This is a genomic window from Thalassovita sp. ABM4_323, assembly GCF_056158665.1.
Map to the genome: position 1 here is coordinate 3,549,673 of NZ_JBSWTS010000007.1, position 19,146 is coordinate 3,568,818.

The 19,146-nt window shown below is 61.2% G+C and carries 20 protein-coding genes; 4 read left to right on the forward strand and 16 right to left on the reverse strand.

Features of this window, described 5'->3' with window-relative positions:
- Positions 1 to 12: 12 nt before the first annotated feature.
- The 7 genes from ACXADQ_RS20015 to ACXADQ_RS20045 form a co-directional block, all read right to left on the reverse strand.
- The gene (locus ACXADQ_RS20015; RefSeq protein ID WP_475326111.1) at positions 13 to 1,428 is read right to left on the reverse strand and encodes a DegQ family serine endoprotease; all 1,416 of its coding nucleotides are present in this window, start codon (positions 1,426 to 1,428) and stop codon (positions 13 to 15) included.
- Positions 1,429 to 1,684: 256 nt separating this feature from the next.
- A complete protein-coding gene (locus tag ACXADQ_RS20020; protein ID WP_475325615.1) occupies positions 1,685 to 1,882 on the reverse strand; it encodes a DUF2065 family protein in 198 nt (65 codons plus the stop codon).
- Positions 1,879 to 2,757 (reverse strand): protease modulator HflC, encoded by an 879-nt coding sequence (gene hflC, locus ACXADQ_RS20025; protein WP_475325617.1) that lies wholly within the window; start codon positions 2,755 to 2,757, stop codon positions 1,879 to 1,881. Before hflC ends, ACXADQ_RS20020 begins: the two co-directional genes overlap by 4 nt.
- Before the next feature lie 3 nt (positions 2,758 to 2,760).
- Positions 2,761 to 3,903, reverse strand: coding sequence for an FtsH protease activity modulator HflK (gene hflK, locus ACXADQ_RS20030; RefSeq protein WP_475325619.1), 1,143 nt, complete (start codon positions 3,901 to 3,903; stop codon positions 2,761 to 2,763).
- Between the two features lie 74 nt (positions 3,904 to 3,977).
- Positions 3,978 to 5,339: a glutathione-disulfide reductase gene (gor, locus tag ACXADQ_RS20035; RefSeq protein WP_475325621.1), complete on the reverse strand. Its 1,362-nt coding sequence runs from the start codon at positions 5,337 to 5,339 to the stop codon at positions 3,978 to 3,980.
- Positions 5,340 to 5,348: 9 nt separating this feature from the next.
- Positions 5,349 to 6,137 (reverse strand): ribose-5-phosphate isomerase RpiA, encoded by a 789-nt coding sequence (gene rpiA / locus ACXADQ_RS20040; protein WP_475325624.1) that lies wholly within the window; start codon positions 6,135 to 6,137, stop codon positions 5,349 to 5,351.
- 186 nt (positions 6,138 to 6,323) lie between these two features.
- Complete coding sequence (locus ACXADQ_RS20045) at positions 6,324 to 6,803, reverse strand: EF-hand domain-containing protein (RefSeq protein ID WP_475325627.1); 480 nt, start codon at positions 6,801 to 6,803, stop codon at positions 6,324 to 6,326.
- 244 nt (positions 6,804 to 7,047) lie between these two features.
- Between ACXADQ_RS20045 and ACXADQ_RS20050 the strand changes: the two genes are divergently transcribed.
- Positions 7,048 to 8,421: an L-serine ammonia-lyase gene (locus tag ACXADQ_RS20050; RefSeq protein ID WP_475325630.1), complete on the forward strand. Its 1,374-nt coding sequence runs from the start codon at positions 7,048 to 7,050 to the stop codon at positions 8,419 to 8,421.
- Between the two features lie 60 nt (positions 8,422 to 8,481).
- On the opposite strand, the gene ACXADQ_RS20055 is transcribed toward ACXADQ_RS20050, so the two are convergent.
- Positions 8,482 to 9,099, reverse strand: coding sequence for a thiamine diphosphokinase (locus ACXADQ_RS20055; RefSeq protein WP_475325632.1), 618 nt, complete (start codon positions 9,097 to 9,099; stop codon positions 8,482 to 8,484).
- Positions 9,100 to 9,293: 194 nt separating this feature from the next.
- On the opposite strand from ACXADQ_RS20055, the gene ACXADQ_RS20060 reads away from it, so the two are divergent.
- Positions 9,294 to 11,009 carry a hypothetical protein gene (locus tag ACXADQ_RS20060; RefSeq protein WP_475325635.1) on the forward strand — a complete coding sequence of 572 codons (1,716 nt, stop codon included), beginning with the start codon at positions 9,294 to 9,296 and terminating at the stop codon, positions 11,007 to 11,009.
- A 38-nt stretch (positions 11,010 to 11,047) separates the two neighbouring features.
- Here the strand turns inward: ACXADQ_RS20060 and ACXADQ_RS20065 are convergent, their stop codons facing one another.
- The 4 genes from ACXADQ_RS20065 to ACXADQ_RS20080 all read right to left on the reverse strand — a co-directional run bounded on the left by ACXADQ_RS20065 (position 11,048) and on the right by ACXADQ_RS20080 (position 15,217).
- The gene (locus ACXADQ_RS20065; RefSeq protein WP_475325638.1) at positions 11,048 to 12,016 is read right to left on the reverse strand and encodes a diguanylate cyclase domain-containing protein; all 969 of its coding nucleotides are present in this window, start codon (positions 12,014 to 12,016) and stop codon (positions 11,048 to 11,050) included.
- A 1-nt stretch (position 12,017) separates the two neighbouring features.
- Positions 12,018 to 12,605, reverse strand: a complete 588-nt coding sequence (locus tag ACXADQ_RS20070; protein WP_475325641.1) for a heme NO-binding domain-containing protein — start codon at positions 12,603 to 12,605, stop codon at positions 12,018 to 12,020.
- A gap of 67 nt (positions 12,606 to 12,672) precedes the next feature.
- Positions 12,673 to 14,445, reverse strand: coding sequence for a hypothetical protein (locus tag ACXADQ_RS20075; protein WP_475325644.1), 1,773 nt, complete (start codon positions 14,443 to 14,445; stop codon positions 12,673 to 12,675).
- 76 nt (positions 14,446 to 14,521) lie between these two features.
- On the reverse strand, positions 14,522 to 15,217 hold the full coding sequence (locus ACXADQ_RS20080; protein WP_475325646.1) for an HAD family hydrolase: 696 nt from the start codon (positions 15,215 to 15,217) through the stop codon (positions 14,522 to 14,524).
- A 123-nt stretch (positions 15,218 to 15,340) separates the two neighbouring features.
- Here ACXADQ_RS20080 and ACXADQ_RS20085 point away from each other — a divergent pair, with 123 nt between their 5' ends.
- Positions 15,341 to 15,796, forward strand: coding sequence for a MarR family winged helix-turn-helix transcriptional regulator (locus tag ACXADQ_RS20085; protein ID WP_475325650.1), 456 nt, complete (start codon positions 15,341 to 15,343; stop codon positions 15,794 to 15,796).
- Here the strand turns inward: ACXADQ_RS20085 and ACXADQ_RS20090 are convergent, their stop codons facing one another.
- Positions 15,797 to 16,081: a DUF3572 domain-containing protein gene (locus ACXADQ_RS20090; RefSeq protein WP_475325653.1), complete on the reverse strand. Its 285-nt coding sequence runs from the start codon at positions 16,079 to 16,081 to the stop codon at positions 15,797 to 15,799.
- A 122-nt stretch (positions 16,082 to 16,203) separates the two neighbouring features.
- Between ACXADQ_RS20090 and ACXADQ_RS20095 the strand changes: the two genes are divergently transcribed.
- Positions 16,204 to 17,616 (forward strand): diguanylate cyclase domain-containing protein, encoded by a 1,413-nt coding sequence (locus ACXADQ_RS20095; RefSeq protein WP_475325657.1) that lies wholly within the window; start codon positions 16,204 to 16,206, stop codon positions 17,614 to 17,616.
- 55 nt (positions 17,617 to 17,671) lie between these two features.
- Here the strand turns inward: ACXADQ_RS20095 and ACXADQ_RS20100 are convergent, their stop codons facing one another.
- From ACXADQ_RS20100 to ACXADQ_RS20110, 3 genes are read right to left on the reverse strand one after another with little or no spacing between them, the layout of a single operon-like run.
- Positions 17,672 to 18,193, reverse strand: a complete 522-nt coding sequence (locus ACXADQ_RS20100) for a periplasmic heavy metal sensor (protein WP_475325660.1) — start codon at positions 18,191 to 18,193, stop codon at positions 17,672 to 17,674.
- Between the two features lie 4 nt (positions 18,194 to 18,197).
- Positions 18,198 to 18,566 (reverse strand): hypothetical protein, encoded by a 369-nt coding sequence (locus tag ACXADQ_RS20105; protein ID WP_475325664.1) that lies wholly within the window; start codon positions 18,564 to 18,566, stop codon positions 18,198 to 18,200.
- Positions 18,559 to 19,143: an RNA polymerase sigma factor gene (locus ACXADQ_RS20110; RefSeq protein ID WP_475325667.1), complete on the reverse strand. Its 585-nt coding sequence runs from the start codon at positions 19,141 to 19,143 to the stop codon at positions 18,559 to 18,561. The genes ACXADQ_RS20105 and ACXADQ_RS20110 overlap by 8 nt, the downstream gene beginning before the upstream one ends.
- Positions 19,144 to 19,146: the final 3 nt, after the last annotated feature.

Consider the following 19,146-nt stretch of genomic DNA (forward strand, 5'->3'; position numbering starts at 1 on the left):
AACCGATGGCTGTCAGTCCTGAATGGACAGCGCCACAAAGCGCGGCTCGCCCGAGCGGCGGATCAACAGCAGCAAGGACTTGCGCCCGGCCTCTTTGGCTTCGTCTACGCGGTCCTTCAAGTCCCCCGCATTCTCCAGCTTCTGCTGACCGGCCTCGGTGATCAGATCACCCGCCCGCAACCCTTTTTCATAGGCCTCCGAGGTCTGATCCACATCCATCACCACCAGGCCCATCGCCGTATCCGCCAGCTGCAACTCGCTGCGCAACTCATCGGTCAGCGGGCTCAGGGTCAGGCCCAGCATTTCCTTGGGCTCTTCTGCCTTTTCCGGGGCAGGAGCAGCGGTGCGCACGGCCTCGGCGTCTTCACGACGGCCCAGCGTCACCTTGATGGTCTGGGTCTTGCCCTCGCGGAAAATCATCACCCGCACGGCTTTGCCAACCGAGGTGTTGCCAACCTGGCGCACCAACGCGCGGGTATCCACGACCTCGACCCCGTCAAAGCTCAGGATCACATCCCCCTGCACGATCCCTGCCTCTTTGGCAGGCCCGTCCGGCACATCCGTAACCAAAACCCCGGCGGTCTTCTCCAGACCCAACGCTTCGGCCACGTCGGCGGTAACGTCCTGGATGCTGACACCCAGCCAGCCACGACGGGTTTCCCCGAACTCTTTCAGCTGATCCACAACCCGCGTCACCACATTCGAGGCCATCGAAAACCCGATCCCGATCGAGCCCCCATTGGGTGACAGGATCGCGGTGTTCACACCGATCACCTCGCCATCCATGTTGAACAGCGGCCCGCCCGAGTTGCCCCGGTTGATCGCCGCGTCCGTCTGGATGTAATCGTCATAGCTGCCCGACAGCGACCGGTTGCGCGCCGAAACGATCCCAGCCGAAACCGAGAACCCCTGCCCCAGCGGATTGCCCATGGCCAGAACCCAATCGCCAACACGCGCCGCATCACTGTCACCAAAGGTCACAAATGGCAGCGGCTCGTCCGCCTCGACCTTCAGCAAGGCAATATCGGTCTTGGGGTCCGTTCCTACCACCGTGGCGATCAATTCCTCACCACTGAAAAACTCGATGACGATCTCGTCGGCCTGCTTGATCACGTGATCATTGGTAACGATATACCCATCCTCGGAAATCACGAATCCCGAGCCCAATGCCGAACTCCGACGCGGTCGATCCCCATCCCCGCGGTTCTGATCCTGAAACTCGCGAAAGAAATCCTCAAACGGGCTGCCCTCGGGCACGATCGGCGCCCCGCCTGACTGCCCCGCCACCACGGTCGATGTGGTGATATTCACCACCGACGGGCTGATCTTCTCGGCCAGATCGGCCAGACTGTCGGGCCGCGCCTGTGCACTTGCGGCCTGAACCACAACCATCACCAAGGCCACAACACCAAGCCACAAGGCCTGCATCCCGCGTCCACGATACGGAACAGAAATTGCCTGACTGCTCACTCCCATCTCTCCTTTGATCCTAGGACATGGCCGGGCTCCGGACCCAGCATCTCCCCTACCATCCACGCCCACGCCGCCGATGGCAACTCAAACCCTCTCTCAACCCCTCAACTGGCCGTGAACCGCTGTTGATCCCCTGCGCTTCTTTGCTCGGCCAATACTCCGGGGTCTGGGGCAGCGCCCCAGTGCTCTCCTCCTTCTCATCCGCTCGCGATCAAGCGCCCAGGGATTTGCCAATCCAAACCAACACAACACCCAGACCCAGGGCCGCCAGCCCCAGCAATCGCCGCTGATCTTCGCGCAGCGCCTTCAGGGCCTCCAGCATCTGCTCAATAAGCGAAGGGGCCAGCGCATAGGCCAGCCCCTCCACGATCAGTACCAGCCCCAGGGCCAGACAGGCCGCCGCGATCATCGCGCGACGGTGTCCGCTTTGAGATAGTCAAAGAATTCGCTGTCCGGCGTCATCACCATCGACGAATTCCCCCCTTGCAGCGCCTTTTCATAGGCCTGCAGCGAGCGGTAGAAGGCAAAGAACTCCGGGTCCGTGCCGAAGGCCTCGGCGAAGATGCCGTTGCGTTTTGCGTCGGCCTCGCCTCGGGTCACCTGGGCTTCGCGCTCGGCTTCGGACAGGGTTTCCACCACGGTACGATCAGCCAGCGCGCGCACACGTTGGGCTGCTTCGTTACCACGGGCGATCTCGTCCGCAGCTTCGCGCTCACGCTCGGCCCGCATCCGGGCGAAGGTGGCGTTCAAGTTCTGCGCAGGCAGGTTGGTCTGCTTCAGACGCACGTCGACCACGTCCAGCCCCAGGCTGACAGCGGCCGCGCGGGCCTGATCCCGGATCCGCACCATCAGCGCACGACGATCAGACGACAGGATCGTGTCCGAGGTCACCTGATCAGCACCCAGAACTTCGCGGATTTGGGCGTTCAGGATCGAGGACAGACGATCCTCGGCGACGCGTACACCGCCCACACCAACGGCCTGACGGAACTGCACCACGTCTGAAATCCGGTAGCGCGCAAACGCGTCGACGACCAGACGACGGTCATCCGAGGGGGTCACCTCGATGGTTTCGGTGTCCAGCGACAGGATGCGGTCGTCATAGGTCACGACCTCCTGGATCAGCGGGATTTTGAAGCTCAGGCCCGGCTCTTCCTTGACGGCCTTGATCTGACCGAATTGCAGCACCAGGGCCTTCTCACGTTCGTCCACCACAAAGACCGAGGACAGAATCCCGGCAATGACAATGACCAGAACAGGCAGAATAAATGTAGTCTTGTTCATGGCTTAGTTCCCCCCGGTGCGACGGGTTTCGTTCAGCGGCAGGTAAGGCACAACGCCGGTGCCGCCCTCGCCGATCACACCCTGATCCAGGATGGTCTTGTCCACGTCACCCAGAACCTTTTCCATGGTTTCCAGGTACAGACGCTTGCGGGTCACTTCGGGCGCTTTCTGGTATTCTTCCAGAACCGAGGTAAAGCGGCTGGCCTCACCCAGGGCGTCGTTCACGACCTGCGCGCGGTAGGCTTCGGCCTCTTCCAGCTTTTGCGCGGCTTCACCGCGCGCTTCGGCCAGAACACGGTTGGCGTAGGCGTCAGCCTGACGTTGCAGACGGTCACGTTCCTGTTCGGCGGCCTGCACTTCACGGAAGCTGTCGATCACTTCGCGCGGCGGGTCGGCCTTTTCAAGGTTCACACGCACGATGTTGATGCCGCTTTCGTATTCGTTCAGCGTGGCCTGGATGCTTTCACGCGCGGTGTCGGCGATCAGACCACGATCCCGGTTCAGGATCGGCGCCAGGTTAGAGGCCGCGATGATCTCGCGCATTACCGACTCCGACACGGCCTGAACGGTCAGGCGCGGGTCACGGATGTTGAACAGCAGTTTCGCGGGATCATTGATGTTCCAGACCACCTGGAAATCGATGTCCACTATGTTTGCATCAGTGGTCAGCATCAGCCCTGTGTCTTGCGCACCACGGGCCACGCCCACGTTCTCTGTCCGCTCCGAGGTCACGTTCACCACCTCAGCCGTCACGATGGGCCAGGGGGCAAAGTTCAGACCGGGGTTGCCGGTGGCGTTATATTCGCCCAGCAGCAGCTCGACCGATTGTTCTTCGGGTTTGACGGTGTAGAAGCTGCTGAACAGCCACAAACCAACCAAGACCAGAGCGCCCAGGGTCAGTGTCCCGCGGGTAAAGCGCGGACCACCCGAGCCGCCGCCCGAACGCCCACGTCCCTGGCCACCGCCATTGCCGCCCATCAGGACGCGCAATTGCTCTTGGCCTTTTTTCATCAGCTCGTCGATCTCGGGGATCTGGGGGCTGTCGTCCTGCGGACGTCGCCCTCCGCCATTGTTGGGGCGATTGTCGTCACCGCCTCCTCCCCTGTTTCCGCCGCCGCCCCATGGGCCGCCAGAATTCCCAGCCATAAACCAGTGTTCCTCTTGTTATCCGTTGTGTCGGGCTGCCCTTCAATCTGTGCAGCCCGCCGCATTTTTCAAGTTCAGGCGGTCCGCACGGGTGCCTTCATCGTCACGATTTCCTCGGACATGGTGGGGTGCACGGCCACTGTCCGGTCGAAATCTTCCTTAGTTGCGCCCATCTTGACCGCGATCCCGGCCAGCTGGATCATCTCGCCCGCGCCGGGGGCCACGATGTGACAGCCCAGCACACGGCGGGTGTCGGCGCATACCACCAGTTTCATCATCACACGTTCCGCCCGCCCGGCAAAGGCTGTCTGCATCGGTTTGAACGAGGTGCAGTAGACCTCGATCGGGCCGGCCTCGCGCGCCTCTTCTTCGCTTTGACCCACGGTGCCGAATTCGGGCTGGGTGAAGATCGCAGTCGGGATCAGTTCGTGATCAGGTTTCGTTGGATTGCCCTTAAAGACGGTTTCGACAAAGGCCATGCCCTCGCGGATCGCCACGGGGGTCAGGTTCACCCGGTCGGTCACGTCGCCCACGGCATAGATTGAGGGCACCTCGGTCTGGCCATAATCATCCACCAGCACCTGACCGCCCCGGCCCAGCTTTACGCCGACCTCTTCCAGACCCATGTCATCGGTATTTGGCGCGCGGCCGGTGGCGAACATCACCTGATCAAAGACGGTTTCATCGCCATTGGTGGCCTTGACCTTGATCTTGCCGTCCTCGGTCTTTTCCATCGCCAGGATATTGGTGCCCAGATGCAATTTCACGCCGCGCTGGATCATTTCCTCGGACACCAGGCCACTGGCCTCTTCGTCAAAGCCGCGCAGCACTTGTGCGCCGCGATAATACTGCGTCACCTCGACGCCCAAGCCATTCAGAATCCCGGCAAATTCGCAGGCGATATAGCCACCGCCCAGGATCAGGATGTTTTCCGGCATCTCTTCCAGATGGAAGATATCGTTCGAGGTAATCGCCAGCTCGGCCCCCGGCAGATCGGGTTTGACCGGACGCCCCCCCATCGCCAGCAGGATGTGTTTCGCGGTCTTGCGCTCGCCCGTCGACAGCTCGACCGTATGGGCATCCACAACCCGTGCGCGCGCATCATAGCTGTCCACGCCCGAGCCCTTCAGCAGGTTGCGATAGATGCCTTCCAAACGGTCCAGTTCCCTGTGCAGCTTGGTTTTGAAGCGGCCCCAGTTGAAATCGCCCAGGCTGACATCCCAGCCATAAGCCGCCGCGTCATCGGCAATGCCCGCATATTCGCTGGCGAAAACCATCAGTTTCTTAGGCACACAGCCCCGGATCACGCAGGTGCCACCATACCGGTCTTCTTCGGCCAGAGCCACCTTGGCCCCCGCATCGCCCGCCGCGACACGCGCAGCGCGCACCCCGCCCGAGCCGCCACCGATCACGAACAGATCATAGTCGAAAGTCATCTGGTTTCCTTAGTCCGACAGGTCCCGGAACAGGTTTTCCGACTCGACGAATTCCAGTCGCTCGGCCTGCACGGTGCCTTCGTTGATATCACGCGTTTCCACACGGCCATCGCCATAGCCGATGACCACCGTGTCACAGATATCGATGAACAGCCCGTTTTCAACCACGCCGGGGATCTGATTCAGCGCCATCGCCAATTGGCGGGCGTTGCCGATGCGATTGAGGTGCAAATCAACGATGTGATTGCCCTCATCGGTGACGAAAGCCGCGTCGCCGTTCATGCGCAAGGTGGTTTCGCGCCCCATCACGTCCATCGAGATCAGCAGCTCTTCGATCAGCGCTTTGCTGGTTTGCCAGCCGAATGGGATCACCTCGACCGGCAGGGGGAAGGCGCCCAGGGTTTCGACCTCTTTGCTGGCATCCGTGATCACCACCATGCGGTCGCTGGCCGTGGCCACGACCTTTTCCTGCAGATGCGCGCCACCGCCGCCCTTGATCAGGTTGAAATCGCCGTCAAATTCGTCGGCCCCGTCAATGGTGACGTCCAGCCACTTGGCTTCGTCCAGGCTGATCACCTCGATCCCCAGTTCCGCGGCCAGAACGGCCGTGCGGGTCGAGGTTGGCACGCCCTTGATGCGCAGGCCTTCGTTCTGCACCCGCTCGCCCAGACAGCGCACCATCCACGCCGCGGTCGAGCCCGTGCCCAGCCCTACTTTCATTCCGTCTTCGATGAATTCCACCGCGCGTTTGGCGGCGACAAATTTGGCCTTGTCGATGGGCGACAATTCTCCGGTCATGGCAGCGACTCCGTTGATTTTGGAACGCTTATAGGAAAGATGTCTGGTCAGGGCCACGCTGAAAACGCGGAATTCGTGGCAGCAGGGGCGCAGAGCCTCAGTTTGATCGGCCCGCAGCCGTTTTTGCGCGCGATGGACAGCCCGGTTTTCTCGCTGCCATCTATAGCTGCGACATCAGGTATCTCGTCACGTGCCGTCACGATAGCGCGCGATCACCTCGGCCGCTTCATGGATGGTCAGCCACCCGTCCTCGTCAATGTCCAGCAGCATCAGCCTGCGCCAGTTTTCGGCGCGGGTTTCGCTGACGTTCTTTCGCGCGACCGCCTCGCCCCAGTCGCGCAGTTCCGATGCGATGACCGTCCCGTCCTTGTCTATGTCGGCCTGTCGGTGGCTCATGACCAAACGGGCCCGCAAGGTCGCTGGCAGAGTCGCCATGACCGCACCAATTTCGCGCCGCGTCAACGCGCCATCATTGTCCAAATCAGCCGCCAGCAAACGGCGCAAAGCGGTTGCCCGCATCGAGGCCCGGCGCACTGCGATCATGTCTTCGATGCCCGCCGCATCAATGCGGCCATCCCGGCCAAAGCCCAGAACCACCTCGGATATTTCTTCCAATCCTTGCTCTGGCCGCTCTCGCAAGGATTCGACGATGGCATCGGCCAGCATTGCCCCCGGTTCCTATGCGCGCACCAGAGGGGACCAACAAAAGGTCAGGCATAGAACAAGCCCTGTCAGAAGACTATTTCGCATCTCTCTCTCCTGCTGACCACCCTGAAGCCCGCATCCTTTACAAATGGTAAACATCGGCGAAATTGACCGTTTTCCTGCGCAATGGGTCGTTTTCGATCGTCTGAACCGCAAGGAATGTGCCACGTTGGGCCAAACCCCAATGGCATGAGACAGGCGCACCATGTTCCTTTCGGTCTTTGATATGTTCAAGGTGGGCGTCGGCCCGTCCTCGTCGCACACGATGGGGCCAATGGTGGCCGCAGCACGTTTCCTGGATCAAATGCGCGCCTCACCGTTTGAATTTCACGGGTTGCGCGCCAGCCTGCACGGCTCGTTGGCCTTTACGGGTGTCGGCCATGCCACCGATCGGGCCACAATCCTGGGGCTGGCCGGGGTCGCGCCCGAAACCTATGACCACGACCGGGCCGAGGCGGCGTTGGCCGCAATCCATGCCACCGGCACGATCCAGCACGACGACCTGGGGCCTTTGCGCTTCGCTCCCAAAACCGACCTGATCTTTGACTATGATCACCCCCTACCCGGCCACGCCAACGGGATGATCCTGATGGCCACCGATGCTCAGGGCGACGTCACCCTGCAAGAGACTTACTATTCGGTCGGTGGCGGCTTTGTCCTGACCGAGGCCGAACTGGCCCGGGGCGAGGACACCGATCACGGCCCACCCGTACCGTTTCCTTTTCACACGGCCGACGAAATGCTGCAAATGGCTGCGCAATCGGGCAAAACCATCGCCCAAATGAAAACCGCAAACGAGCTTTCGCGCATCGGTCACGCCCAACTGAACGCGGGGCTGACCCAATTGTGGCAGGTCATGAACAGCTGTCTCACCCGCGGCCTGACCACAGAAGGAACCCTGCCCGGTGGGTTGAACGTTAAACGGCGCGCCAAAGCCCTTCATGACGCGCTGCACTCTGAACGCGGCCTGAACCAGCCCGCGCCGCACACGGTAAATGACTGGATCAGCACCTATGCCATGGCGGTAAACGAGGAAAACGCCGCCGGGGGCCAGGTGGTCACCGCCCCCACCAATGGCGCTGCCGGAGTGCTGCCAGCCGTTATCCGCTACTGGCTGGATCACGTGCCCGGCGCGACATCGGCCAAAATAGATGAGTTCCTGCTGACGGCTGCCGCGATCGGGGGGCTCATCAAATACAATGCCTCGATTTCGGGCGCCGAGGCCGGCTGCCAGGCCGAGGTCGGCTCGGCCGCGGCCATGGCCGCCGCCGGTCTGTGCGCCGTGATGGGTGGCACGCCGGCCCAAATCGAAAACGCCGCTGAAATCGCGCTGGAACATCACCTCGGCATGACCTGCGATCCGGTCAAAGGGCTGGTCCAGGTCCCCTGCATCGAGCGCAACGGGATGGGCGCCATCAAGGCCGTCGCCGCCGCCTCTCTGGCCCTGCGCGGCGACGGACAACATTTCGTGCCACTGGATGCCGCCATCGAAACCATGCGCCAAACCGGGCGCGATATGCACGCCCACTATAAAGAAACCTCGCTGGGCGGGCTGGCGGTCAATATCCCCAACTGCTGACTTTTTCTTGGCCCAAATACCCCGGGGTGAATGCGCCGCAGGCGCAGAGGGGCAGCGCCCCTATTCCCAACCGCCTGCGCTAGGCAAAGCTCGGGCAACCGCCCCCAACTGCGCCAAGGGCAAGATCACCAGCATCCCTGGCCCCGCCATCTGCAATCGAACCGTCCCCTGCGCCCGGTTCGAGGTCCCGATCTGCGCATTTGGGGCCATCTCCAGCCCGTCAATGGGCCAGTCCAAACCCTCGGATGTCCCACGCACCTGCGCTAACGGGAACAGGGACACCAACGTGCCGGGGTCCAGATCCAGTTCCAACTCTGGCGGGGCATGAAACACAATCTGCGCGCCACTCAGCAGGATACAAGGCGGCCTCACCCGCTGCACCAGCACCGAATAACAGGCCAGCATATGATCGATCCGGTCGCCCTCGAACCCGACACCGATCACCAGGGGCGCATCGATGTTGCGCAACGCCTTGTCGAAATCTGTGCTGTCTTGCTCGCAGATTTGATAAATCCGATCCTTGGGGATCTGCTGGCGCGCCTGATCCGAGATAGAATCCAGATCGCCAATCACCGCTTCGGGCGCCAAGCCTTGGGTCAAAGCCGCGTCTGTTCCTCCGTCTGCGGAAACAATCACAGGCGCAAAACCCCGCGCGAGCGCCAGTTTCTCGGAGGTCACGCTGCCTGCCCCGATCAATGTTACGGGATGATCTGACTGAAAAAAGGGCTGATTCTTTGGCAATTTAGGGCCTGTTAACGACGAGGATCACAATGTTGCCACGAAATGATACAGTAAAAACCCAAGATTCGTTCCGCTTTGGTCTGGTTACACATGGTAAACAATAGCCCAAACGAACATGGAAGCGAGTAGTCATGGTTAACACGAACAAAATTCTGACAGTCTCCTATGGAACCTTCTCCTGTACGCTGGAAGGGTTCGATGACTCGTTCGACATGATGAAGGACATCGCAGAATATTTCCGCGATCTGGCCGCGGATGACCGTTTTTTCGGGGCGGAACCGCCGACCCCGGATGCCGAAATGCTGGCTCGGATCGCCGAACACAAAGCCGCCCGCCAGGTGGAAGCCCGCGAAGAAAGTGGCTCGATCGTGCTGCGCCCGACAACGGATCTGCCCGCCCAGGCGCCCGCGCCAGAAGCCGAGCCGGTTGTGGAATCTCCCTCGGATCCCATGGACCTGCAAGATGCCGAACCGGAGCCCCTGGCCGCCGAAATCATCCAAGAGCCAGCGGAGGAGGTTATCGAAACCCCGATCCTGGAGGACGAGGTTGCCGAGCTGACCGCCGAACCCGCCACCGAGCCGGCTCCAGAACCTGCTCCTGTGCCCAGCTTTGACGAAGACAGCGTGGCCGAGAAGCTGTCGCGCATTCGAGCCGTGGTGAATCGCAACTCTGGCGACGACGCCCCGGTGGTCGACTATTCCGAAGACCAGCACGCCGAAGATCTGGTGGTCGAATCCCAGGAACAGTCCGAGGAACAGCCCGAGGATCTTTCAGAGCTCTCACCCCTGGACGCGCCCGAAGAACCGGCCGCTGTCGACGATCCTCAACTGGCAGAAGATATCGCCGAGGCGCGCGACCCCGAACCGCAAGAGCCCCCCAAAGCGACCCGTCCGGCGCGTGTGATCCGCATGAAGCGCGAAGCCTTCGATGCCGCTGTCGCCGAAGGGAAAATCGAATCCAACTCTGCCAAATCGCAACCCGACGCGGGGCTTTCCGCAGACGACGAGGAAGACCTGCTGCGGGAACTGGCCGAGGTCGAAGCTGAGCTGAACCTTACCCGGCTTGGCGACACGCCTGCCGAGGACGAAGATGTGGCCTCGATCTTTGCCGAACCCGAAGAAACCGCCCCTGCGGATTCCGCGCCGGCCGCCGCCAGCGGCGAAACCGATGTGTCGCGCCTGATGGAGAAGGCCGCAGAAGAGATGGATCGCCCTGAAGGCGCCCATCGTCGCAGCGCAATTGCCCATCTGCGCGCCGCCGTCGAGGCAACTCGCGCCGAAACCGAAGCCGGTGGAGGTTTGGGACGTGGTGACGACGATCTGGACGCCTATCGCGACGACCTGAACAGCGTCGTGCGGCCGCGCCGTCCGCGCTCGGGCGAAACGCAGGCAGACGCTGGCCGCCGTCCAACTCAGAAACCAGCGCCGCTGAAACTGGTCGCCGAGCAGCGCGTCGATACGGAAAACGCTGCGCAACCGCGTGTGGTGCGCCCGCGGCGCGTTTCGCTGGAGGATGACACACCGAATACGCCCCCTGCCGAGACGAGCCAGGAAAAAACCGCGACCTTCGCTGAATTTGCAGCACAGGCCGGTGTCAAGGATCTGTCCGATGTCATGGAGGCCGCCGCGGCCTACATGTCCTATGTCGAAGGGCGTCAGAAATTCTCGCGGCCACAACTGATGAACAAAGCCCGTCAGGTCGAGGAGTATCAGTTCACACGCGAAGACGGGTTGCGCTCTTTCGGTCAATTGCTGCGAGACGGCAAGATCGAGAAGCTGAAAGGCGGGCGGTTCACTGTCTCTGACGAATTGATCGGTTTCAAACCGGATGCCCGCGCCGCTGGGTAAAGGCGCGTGCATCCGCAGATCCGTTCAGCGCCGATGTGCTACGCGAAAAAGCTAAAACAAGCCCGCCCCCGGCGTTTTGAGGCATACAAGGCCTCATCCGCGTCGGTCAGCAATTCGGCGGCCGTCGGGGCGTCGTAGTCGGAAGACAAAACAATCCCGATGCTGGCCGAAACCTTGCAGTCTTGCCCCCCAAAGGGGATAGGCTTCTCCATTTTTTCGATCAGCCGCGAGGCAATGCGGGACAGGGTTTCCCGTTTCCCAATATTCTGAAATATAAGAACAAATTCATCCCCACCGACCCGCGCAACAGTGTCATCCTTGCGCACTTCCTCGACCATGATCTGAGCAATATGCTGCAAAACATGGTCCCCGGCGGCATGGCCCATCGTGTCATTGACCGCCTTGAAAAAATCCAAGTCCAGATGCATCAGCGCGAAGGATTTATTCGTCGCAATAAGCCGCCCAAGGACATGGTCCATCGCGCGGCGGTTTTTCAGCCCTGTCAAAGTGTCGGTAAAGGCTTGTTCTTCAGCAGCGATCTTGGCCCCTTGCAGACGCATGTTCAGCTTGCGGCTGGCCTCCATGGCGGCGGATTTCGCTTCGATCAGATAGAGCATTTCGATCATCATATCGGTAGGCGCGAAATCCGCGTTCGTCAGATCATAGTCGCGAATGCTCTCCAGGACCGATATCCCAAACGAGAGGTTCAACAGGTACAGATCCCCGCACCGGCTGAGCACCCCTTTCAGAATCGTTGGGGGATCCTGGCGAAATTGCAGATGGAGTTTTTCATGCGGCCGCGCGAACAGATCTTCGGCCGTCAGCAGTTTAGGGCGAGTCACGTCAAATACGTCCAGCACTGGCAGACCGACCAAAGTCAAACTGGGCCGCAATTTCTGCAATGTGGGACCGACATGCTGGATGCCACCTTGCGAGTCCAGGATCAGGTGCATCGGGCACAGCGTGTCCAGGCACGCCCCGAGGTCAGAATGGGAAAACGCAGCCATCTTAGTCCTGCCCCGCGCTGAGCGTAAAGCTGCGCCCCTCTGCAAAAGCGGTTTCGACCAGAGAAATCTCGATAATATCGTCGCCCGGTCCGCGATGGCTGAGATCCAGCAGCACCAAGGCGCCATAGTCATCCGCCATCGTTCGTAACACCCCCAACATAACGGGGCCAAAGCCATCATGGCGGGATTTCACGTGCAAATACATGCGCGAGGGGTCTTCTTCATAAAGTTCCAGAGTGGGCAATTCCAAATCGGACACGGCCATGCGCGCGCGTTCGGGCAAATCATCGAGCGAGTGCAAAAACTCCATAAAGCTGACCCCGCCAAAGCGCAGCAGCCGGCGCAGTGCCTCGACATTGGGATGGGACACCAGATAGGTACCCAGATCTTCGAGCAGCTCGGCATGCGCTTTGTTCAAAACCTGCGCAAGTTCGGCCAGCACCTGATCGGTCAGCTGATCTTCGTAGATCAGCATCGCCTCGAAGGTGGGATCTGCCAGGGAGGCGCGGCGCGCGACATCCAGCCAGATTTCATTTCCATATGTATCGCGCACAAAACATTGTATCGCGCGATTGATCAGCCCGTGCATACTTCTCACCATTACAAACCACACTCGTAAAACTGCCCGAAGAGCTCTTAAAATTCCCTCAATAGGTCTAATTGTCAGGGAATATCACATTCCCGTCCAGATTCAGAACATTGACCGGAGCAGGCGCGATTTCAAAATGGCCTGCGCGGATATCCTGCAAGGCCTTGCGCCCAAGGTGAATCCGCTGGCTGTTTGCCACATCCCGCAAACTGCCCGACCGGGTCAGAGTTCCGTCTTTCAACTGATAGGTAAAGGCATCTACGCGATCGCCCGTCGTGACATAGGCCAACAGGCCTTCGGGATGCTCAAGATCGGGGCGGAACGGGACGAACAGGAACAAACACCCCTGCGTGCCATCTTCGAGCGATGTGTTGCAGCCTTTCTTGATGCGCTCCAGCTGATAGGTGTTCATATCCTCAAAGGCCGTCTGTGGCAGGGTCTGTCCTTCGGGAAAGACCTCGACCATGGCGTGCACCTGCGCCGCCAACGCCTCGGATGATTTTGTGTCGACCGCTTTGGTGAAATTCCACCGGCTGTCGGCAGCCTCGGCTTTGTCGATCAGCGCCAGGATTTCGGCTCGGTTGGGGTAGGTTTCGGTCGTGCGCAACAGGTACAGCGCGCGTTTGCCCGCCTTACCCCATTCATGCGACAGCTCCCAAATGGCAGCCTGGTCGACAGTGGCCTCGGCGTTCAGAATGCGCCGGGCCTGGGAATTGGCCGACAAGCGTTCGGCGTTCAGGACCGGGGTCAGCCACAGCACGGCCAGCGCAAGCGTCGACAGGGCCAGCCCCACATTGGCGCGGCGCAAACGCTGCATCCATTCTCCGCGCCACAGCACCAGCACCGCATAGACCACCCCATAGAGCGAGATTTTGAACACGCACAGCGCAGCCAGCACACGCTGGGGCGTCCAACCATATTGCATCACCCGCGCTCCGATCCCCCACAGGGCCAGCAGGGCCACCGGCAGCAACAAAACGGCCAGGGCACGCACCATCCACACCATCCAGCGGGCCGAGACCTGGTGCTTGGCATCCTGATCCACGGAAACCGTGACCAGCGTGATCCCCCCGATCGCCACCGCCGTCAGCAGTGCAGTTTCCGAGAAAAAGCTCAGCGTGCCCTCAAGGCCGCTCAGCCCCACGGCGATGATGAATAGGGCCAGAACCGGCACAACCAGTGGCACAAGCAGCCGGAAAAGACGCAACAGAAGGTGCGGCGAGACATACTCGCGCCATTCATGCGCCACCGCCAAGGCCAAACCCACGACGGTGCCGGTGATCAGGAACGGCATGGGCTCTTGCTCGATGATGTCTTCGATCAGGTCGATGCTGACAAGGCCCAGCAAAGCGTCGCTTAGGAACAACACGCCCCAGAACACACCGGTGAACAAAGCCGCCGCCATGGCCCGAACGATCAGCCCCCAGGCGGTTTGAAACAGATGCCCATAGTCCAGCCACTGCGCCCGGCCATGTTCCAGCCGGACGGATACAAAGGGCGTCGCCACAAGATAGATGATAAACAGGGCAGCGGCAGCGTGACCGGCCTCCATAAAGGGTTCAAGCTCGGCAAATCGCAGGCTGGCCCAGACCATCAGCGCCGCAACGCCAACCCCGATCCCGAGGGACGGCAGTGCCGCCCGACGCACCGGGATCGGCCCGGACAGCGAAAGAAGCTCGATGAAAAACCCGAAGACAACAATGAACAGGAACAGCAGCAGGCGCGCATTGTCGATCACGTCGGGCAGGAATTCGGCCAACCCCCAAAACGAGACCCCTCCGGCAGCCCCCACACCCGCCATCACCAGACGTGTTTTGCTCCAATCCTCTGGTTGTTGCATGGCTCTCTCCTGAATATCTTCGCTGCACCCTAGCGCAGCGCCGCACCAAGGCCAAATCACATGCGTTCACGCAGGTTCAGACGGTTTGCTGCAACCACGCCGGGATATGCCCGATATCAGGCAAGACAACATCCGCCAGCGGGGCCAGTTCCTCGGTCAGGGCGGTGCCGGTCAGAACGCCCACCGTGCGCATCCCGGCGCGCCGCCCGGCCAGCAGATCATGGGTGCTGTCGCCCACCATCACCACCGTTTCGGGCGCAAGATTCATGTGATCGGCAAAGGCCAACAGGGGGTCTGGCGCAGGTTTGGCCCCAAATCCGCTGTCAAACCCGGCGATAAAGTGAAACAGCGCGGTGACCCCGGCCTGATCCAGCTGCGTCCGCGCCCCGAATTCACTGTCATTGGTCATCACGCCCAGCCGCATGCCTTGCGCGCGCAACCCCGTCAGGAACGGAGCCAGATCGACCGCAGGCGCCAGGGTTGCCTCGCCCACGCGCTGTTCCAGAAACAGCTCGACCTGAGCAGCGCTGAGATGCGGCAGCACGCCCGCCACCGCGTCAGAGACCTCGGCATTGGTGCCCGCAATAAAGGGGCTGTCGACATGAAACCCGCCCGTCTCCAGATCAAAACGCACGACATGGGCGACTTTGCGGATCAGATCCGCGTCGTGATCGGCCAGTTCGCGGATCATCTGCGCCGCCCAGGCATCCCAGGTGGCGCGGAAATCAAACAAGGTCCCGTCTTTGTCGAACAATATGCCTTTGATCTGCATGATCTGCCTCGGTTTCTGTTTGCCCCGAACCTGCCGCCCCCTGCGACGATTGGCAAGCGGCAAAGCCCGGCTCTTGCCCGTCACTTGCTTGACTTTCGCCCCCCGTTCAGGCCCCTTAGCCCCATGCAACAGAACGATCCGTATCGGCTTCACCAATCGCTCAGTTATCATCTGTCCGTGGCCGCCCGCTTGCAGGAAAGACGGCTGGATGAGCAATTGAAAACCCTGGGGCTCAGCCGCACGACCTGGTGCATTCTGCTGGCCGTCGGAAACGAGGGATTGTCGCAGCCCTCGGATATTGCTGATTTCGTGGGGATCGACCGCACCGCCACCAGCCGCGCCCTGCGCAAGATGGAAGAGGACGGCCTTTTGGTGCGCAGTTCGGGCAGCAAGGACAAGCGGACCCGTCAGGTCGTGCTCAGCGAAACCGGGTGTCAGGCGATCAGCAAGGCCACGCCCTTTGCGCGTCAGAACTCGGAAATCCTGTCGAATATCCTGACGGGCGACGAAGCTAACGAGCTGTGGCGCATCCTGACAAAGATCGAAGACTCGGCGGATATTCCACTGAAAACCCTGTGATCAGGTCCAGTGGACTGCCTGCCCGCCGGGCAAGGCCGCGCGGGCCTGCATCAATTGGTCATAGGGCAGCGTATGGGCGTCGCAAAACGCCGTCACCCAGGCATCATCCATCAGCAGAAAATCCAGCACCGACCCCATGAAATCCGGGTCCGTCGCACCGGCCCTGAGATCATCCAGCCCCGCCCCGGTCGACCCCAGAAAGACCGGCAGCAGCTCGTCATTGCCCACCAGCCATTCCAGTGCCTGCAACGCCAATGTTTCGGCCTTTTCCCGCCCAATGGCCATGATCGTTCGCCTTGTTACCAAATTGGTTACCGTTTCTTAACCAATCCCAGAAAATAAAGGAGTTATCAAGTTACCCCTCCCCTGCAACGCGCAGGATCATTGTAAGAGTACCCTGTCCATCCATGCCCGGAAGAATTCTCATAATCGACGGGATCGCAACCAACAGGATCAGCCTTCGGGTTCGACTTTGCGCTGCTTTCTACGACGTGAGCCAAGCCGCATCAGGGGCGGAAGGGCTAGAGATGCTGAGCCGTGTGCAGCCTGACATCGTGCTGCTGGCCTCGACCTTGCCGGACATGAGCGCCAGCCAGATGTGCCGACAGCTGCGCAAACATCCCAAGTTCGGAGACATCGCACTGGTCGTGCTGGATTGCGAAGAGGATCGCGCGCGCCGCCTGGATATTCTGGCCGCCGGGGCCGATGACGTGATGGTGCGCCTGCCGGACTCGCGCCTGTTGCTGGCGCGTTTGCGCAGCCTGCTGCGCAGCGGCACCAGCCGGGACGATCGCATGCTGCACTCGCAGGCCGTGGCCTCGACCGGATTTGCGGAACCGACCCGCCGCTTTGCCCGGCCCTCGCATATCGCGGTTCTGTCGGATGACGCGGCCAGCGGTCTCACCTGGATCAAGCGCCTGGAAAAGGAACGCCCCTATCGGTTCTCGCTGCATTCGCCGCGGAACCTGCCGCGTGATTTCGGGCGTGGCCAGGTGCCGGACGTGATCCTGATCGCCTCAACCGCCGCAGATGAGGGCGATTTCGGCGCCTCCTTGCTGGCCACGCTGGGGGCGCAGCCGGGCTATCGCCGCTGCCAATTCCTGATTTACGTGCCCGATGAGGCGCCCGAACCGGCCGCGCAGATGCTGGATCTGGGGGCGCATGACGTGATGAGCGGGGCCTTTGATCCGGTCGAGATCAGCCTGCGCTTGGACCAGTTGCTGCGCCGCAAAGCCCGCGCCGACCAGATGCATGAACGCTTGCAGGATGGTCTGCACGCCGCGCTGGTGGATCCGCTGACAGGTCTGCACAATCGCCGCTATGCCATGCCCCAGCTTGCACGCCTGATCGACAATGCAATCGAGCGCAAAACCAGTCTGGCGGTGATGCTGGCGGATCTGGATCACTTCAAGCGGATCAATGATCGCTTTGGCCATGCCTCGGGCGACACCGTTCTGGCCGAGGTGGCGCGCCGTCTGTTGGGCGCTGTCGGGTCGGGCGATTTGGTCGCGCGGATCGGAGGCGAAGAATTCCTGATCGCGATCCCCGATCTGCATCTGAAAGAAGCGCAGCTGGCCGCACAACATCTGTGCCGGATCGTCTCGGACACGCCGATGACGATCCCCGCCTCGCGCCATCCGATCCCAGTGACCGTCAGCATCGGTCTGGCCATGGCCTTTCCGCCGGGCCTGCAGCCCCAAAAGGATCAAGAGATCGGAGAGTCAGCGGAATCTTTGCTGACACGGGCAGATCAGGCTCTGTATGGGGCCAAAAACCTGGGCCGAAACCAGGTGACAACCCTGGATCGGCCCCTGATTTGAACTGGCACATTCCTGTCGATAGGCCTGTTCAACGGCCCTGGCGCGATCAGCGCGATCAGGGGCGATCGAACTTCCCTGGCTCGGGACCTTTTCGTTTGTTCAGCCCGTCCTCCAGTCGCTGAGCGAATTCTATCCGCTCAGCCTCGCTCATATCCGCGAGGCGCTGGAGCAAAAGACGCTGACCAATGGCCTGGCGCTCCAGGCCGACCTCCAGTTGGTGTTTCAGCAGTTTTTCGACCGTGGCGGCATCAAACGGCTGCGCGCGCAATGCCACCAATACCTTGTCAAACTGCGCGCGGATCTCAGCCCGCGAGGGACGTTCTGCCCGGTATTCATGGCGCAGCTGCTCGCCGATTGCACGGCGATCCTTGGGGCTGAGCGCATGGGTATAGGGGCCCATCATCATATCCACACGCGGCGGACGGTGCCCATCGCGCGGCCCGTAATTCACGGCCGCTCCGATCACCAACCCAGCAACGGCCAAGTTCAGTGCCAACGAGGCGAACAGCACGACCTTCAACCAAGGACGCATCCCCGTGCCGGTTTTCTTTTTCGGTGTTTCAACAGGATCGGTCATCGGCTTATCCCTCGGCCAGGTCGAGATCGTAGGACGGCATCAGATCGACCAGATACAGATCGCTGGTGCTGCCCAACAGGTTTTCAGTGGTCGTGGCCAGCGCATTGGGCGGGTTCACACCGATCCACAGGCCGGCGACTCCGGCGGTGGCCAGACCGGCCACAGCTGGCCAGCCCCCAATGGCGGACAGCAGCTGACGTATCCAGGAGGCGCGCGGCGGCGCAGCCACCACAACCGCATCGGTCTGTACTTGCAACGCATCCTGCAACACCCGCTCCATGAAATCAGGGGCAGGCGCGGCGTTCTGTGTGCGCGCCGTTTCGAACAGGTCGTCCAGGTCAAACAGGTCTGATTTTTTGTCCATCTCAGCCATCAGTATACCCCAATTCTGCGCGCCGTCCGGCCAGAATGCCGCCAAGCGCGCGTTTTCCTCGTGCAGTCAGACTTTCGACCGCTTCGGTGCTGATCCCCATGATCTCGGCGATCTGAGGATTGGTCAGCCCTTCGATATGGCGCAGCGTCACCGCCTGTTGCTGCCGGTCGGGCAACTGCGCCAATGCATCCCGCAGCGCGGCCAGTCGCGCCTGGTTCTGCAACGCCCCTTCAGCGCTGATCTGGTCGTCCTCGGGTTCAGGAACCGAGTCCAGATCCACGCCCCTGCCCTTGCGCAGACGGTCCGTACACAGGTTGGCGACCACCCGGTACAGCCACGTGGTGACCTTGGCCTCGCCCTGACGCCAGTCCGGCGCGGTTTTCCACAGGCGCAACATGGCCTCTTGCGCCACGTCCTCGGCCTCGGCCCGATCGTTCAGCATCCGCATCGCCTGCCCAAACGCCCGAGGCGTCAGCCGCACGTTCAGCGCGCGCGCCGCATCGCCATCGCCGTTGGCAAAAAGCACCAACAGCGCGTCATCAGGCACATCCGCGAAGGCATCAAAGGGCATGGTCATCGT

Coding starts and splice junctions, on each gene's coding strand:
- ACXADQ_RS20015 (WP_475326111.1), bottom strand. CDS start 1,428: ATGCAGGCCTTGTGGCTTGGTGTTGTGGCCTTGGTGATGGTTGTGGTT.
- ACXADQ_RS20020 (WP_475325615.1), bottom strand. CDS start 1,882: ATGATCGCGGCGGCCTGTCTGGCCCTGGGGCTGGTACTGATCGTGGAG.
- hflC (WP_475325617.1), bottom strand. CDS start 2,757: ATGAACAAGACTACATTTATTCTGCCTGTTCTGGTCATTGTCATTGCC.
- hflK (WP_475325619.1), bottom strand. CDS start 3,903: ATGGCTGGGAATTCTGGCGGCCCATGGGGCGGCGGCGGAAACAGGGGA.
- gor (WP_475325621.1), bottom strand. CDS start 5,339: ATGACTTTCGACTATGATCTGTTCGTGATCGGTGGCGGCTCGGGCGGG.
- rpiA (WP_475325624.1), bottom strand. CDS start 6,137: ATGACCGGAGAATTGTCGCCCATCGACAAGGCCAAATTTGTCGCCGCC.
- ACXADQ_RS20045 (WP_475325627.1), bottom strand. CDS start 6,803: ATGCTGGCCGATGCCATCGTCGAATCCTTGCGAGAGCGGCCAGAGCAA.
- ACXADQ_RS20050 (WP_475325630.1), top strand. CDS start 7,048: ATGTTCCTTTCGGTCTTTGATATGTTCAAGGTGGGCGTCGGCCCGTCC.
- ACXADQ_RS20060 (WP_475325635.1), top strand. CDS start 9,294: ATGGTTAACACGAACAAAATTCTGACAGTCTCCTATGGAACCTTCTCC.
- ACXADQ_RS20065 (WP_475325638.1), bottom strand. CDS start 12,016: ATGGCTGCGTTTTCCCATTCTGACCTCGGGGCGTGCCTGGACACGCTG.
- ACXADQ_RS20070 (WP_475325641.1), bottom strand. CDS start 12,605: ATGCACGGGCTGATCAATCGCGCGATACAATGTTTTGTGCGCGATACA.
- ACXADQ_RS20075 (WP_475325644.1), bottom strand. CDS start 14,445: ATGCAACAACCAGAGGATTGGAGCAAAACACGTCTGGTGATGGCGGGT.
- ACXADQ_RS20080 (WP_475325646.1), bottom strand. CDS start 15,217: ATGCAGATCAAAGGCATATTGTTCGACAAAGACGGGACCTTGTTTGAT.
- ACXADQ_RS20085 (WP_475325650.1), top strand. CDS start 15,341: ATGCAACAGAACGATCCGTATCGGCTTCACCAATCGCTCAGTTATCAT.
- ACXADQ_RS20090 (WP_475325653.1), bottom strand. CDS start 16,081: ATGGCCATTGGGCGGGAAAAGGCCGAAACATTGGCGTTGCAGGCACTG.
- ACXADQ_RS20095 (WP_475325657.1), top strand. CDS start 16,204: ATGCCCGGAAGAATTCTCATAATCGACGGGATCGCAACCAACAGGATC.
- ACXADQ_RS20100 (WP_475325660.1), bottom strand. CDS start 18,193: ATGACCGATCCTGTTGAAACACCGAAAAAGAAAACCGGCACGGGGATG.
- ACXADQ_RS20105 (WP_475325664.1), bottom strand. CDS start 18,566: ATGGCTGAGATGGACAAAAAATCAGACCTGTTTGACCTGGACGACCTG.
- ACXADQ_RS20110 (WP_475325667.1), bottom strand. CDS start 19,143: ATGACCATGCCCTTTGATGCCTTCGCGGATGTGCCTGATGACGCGCTG.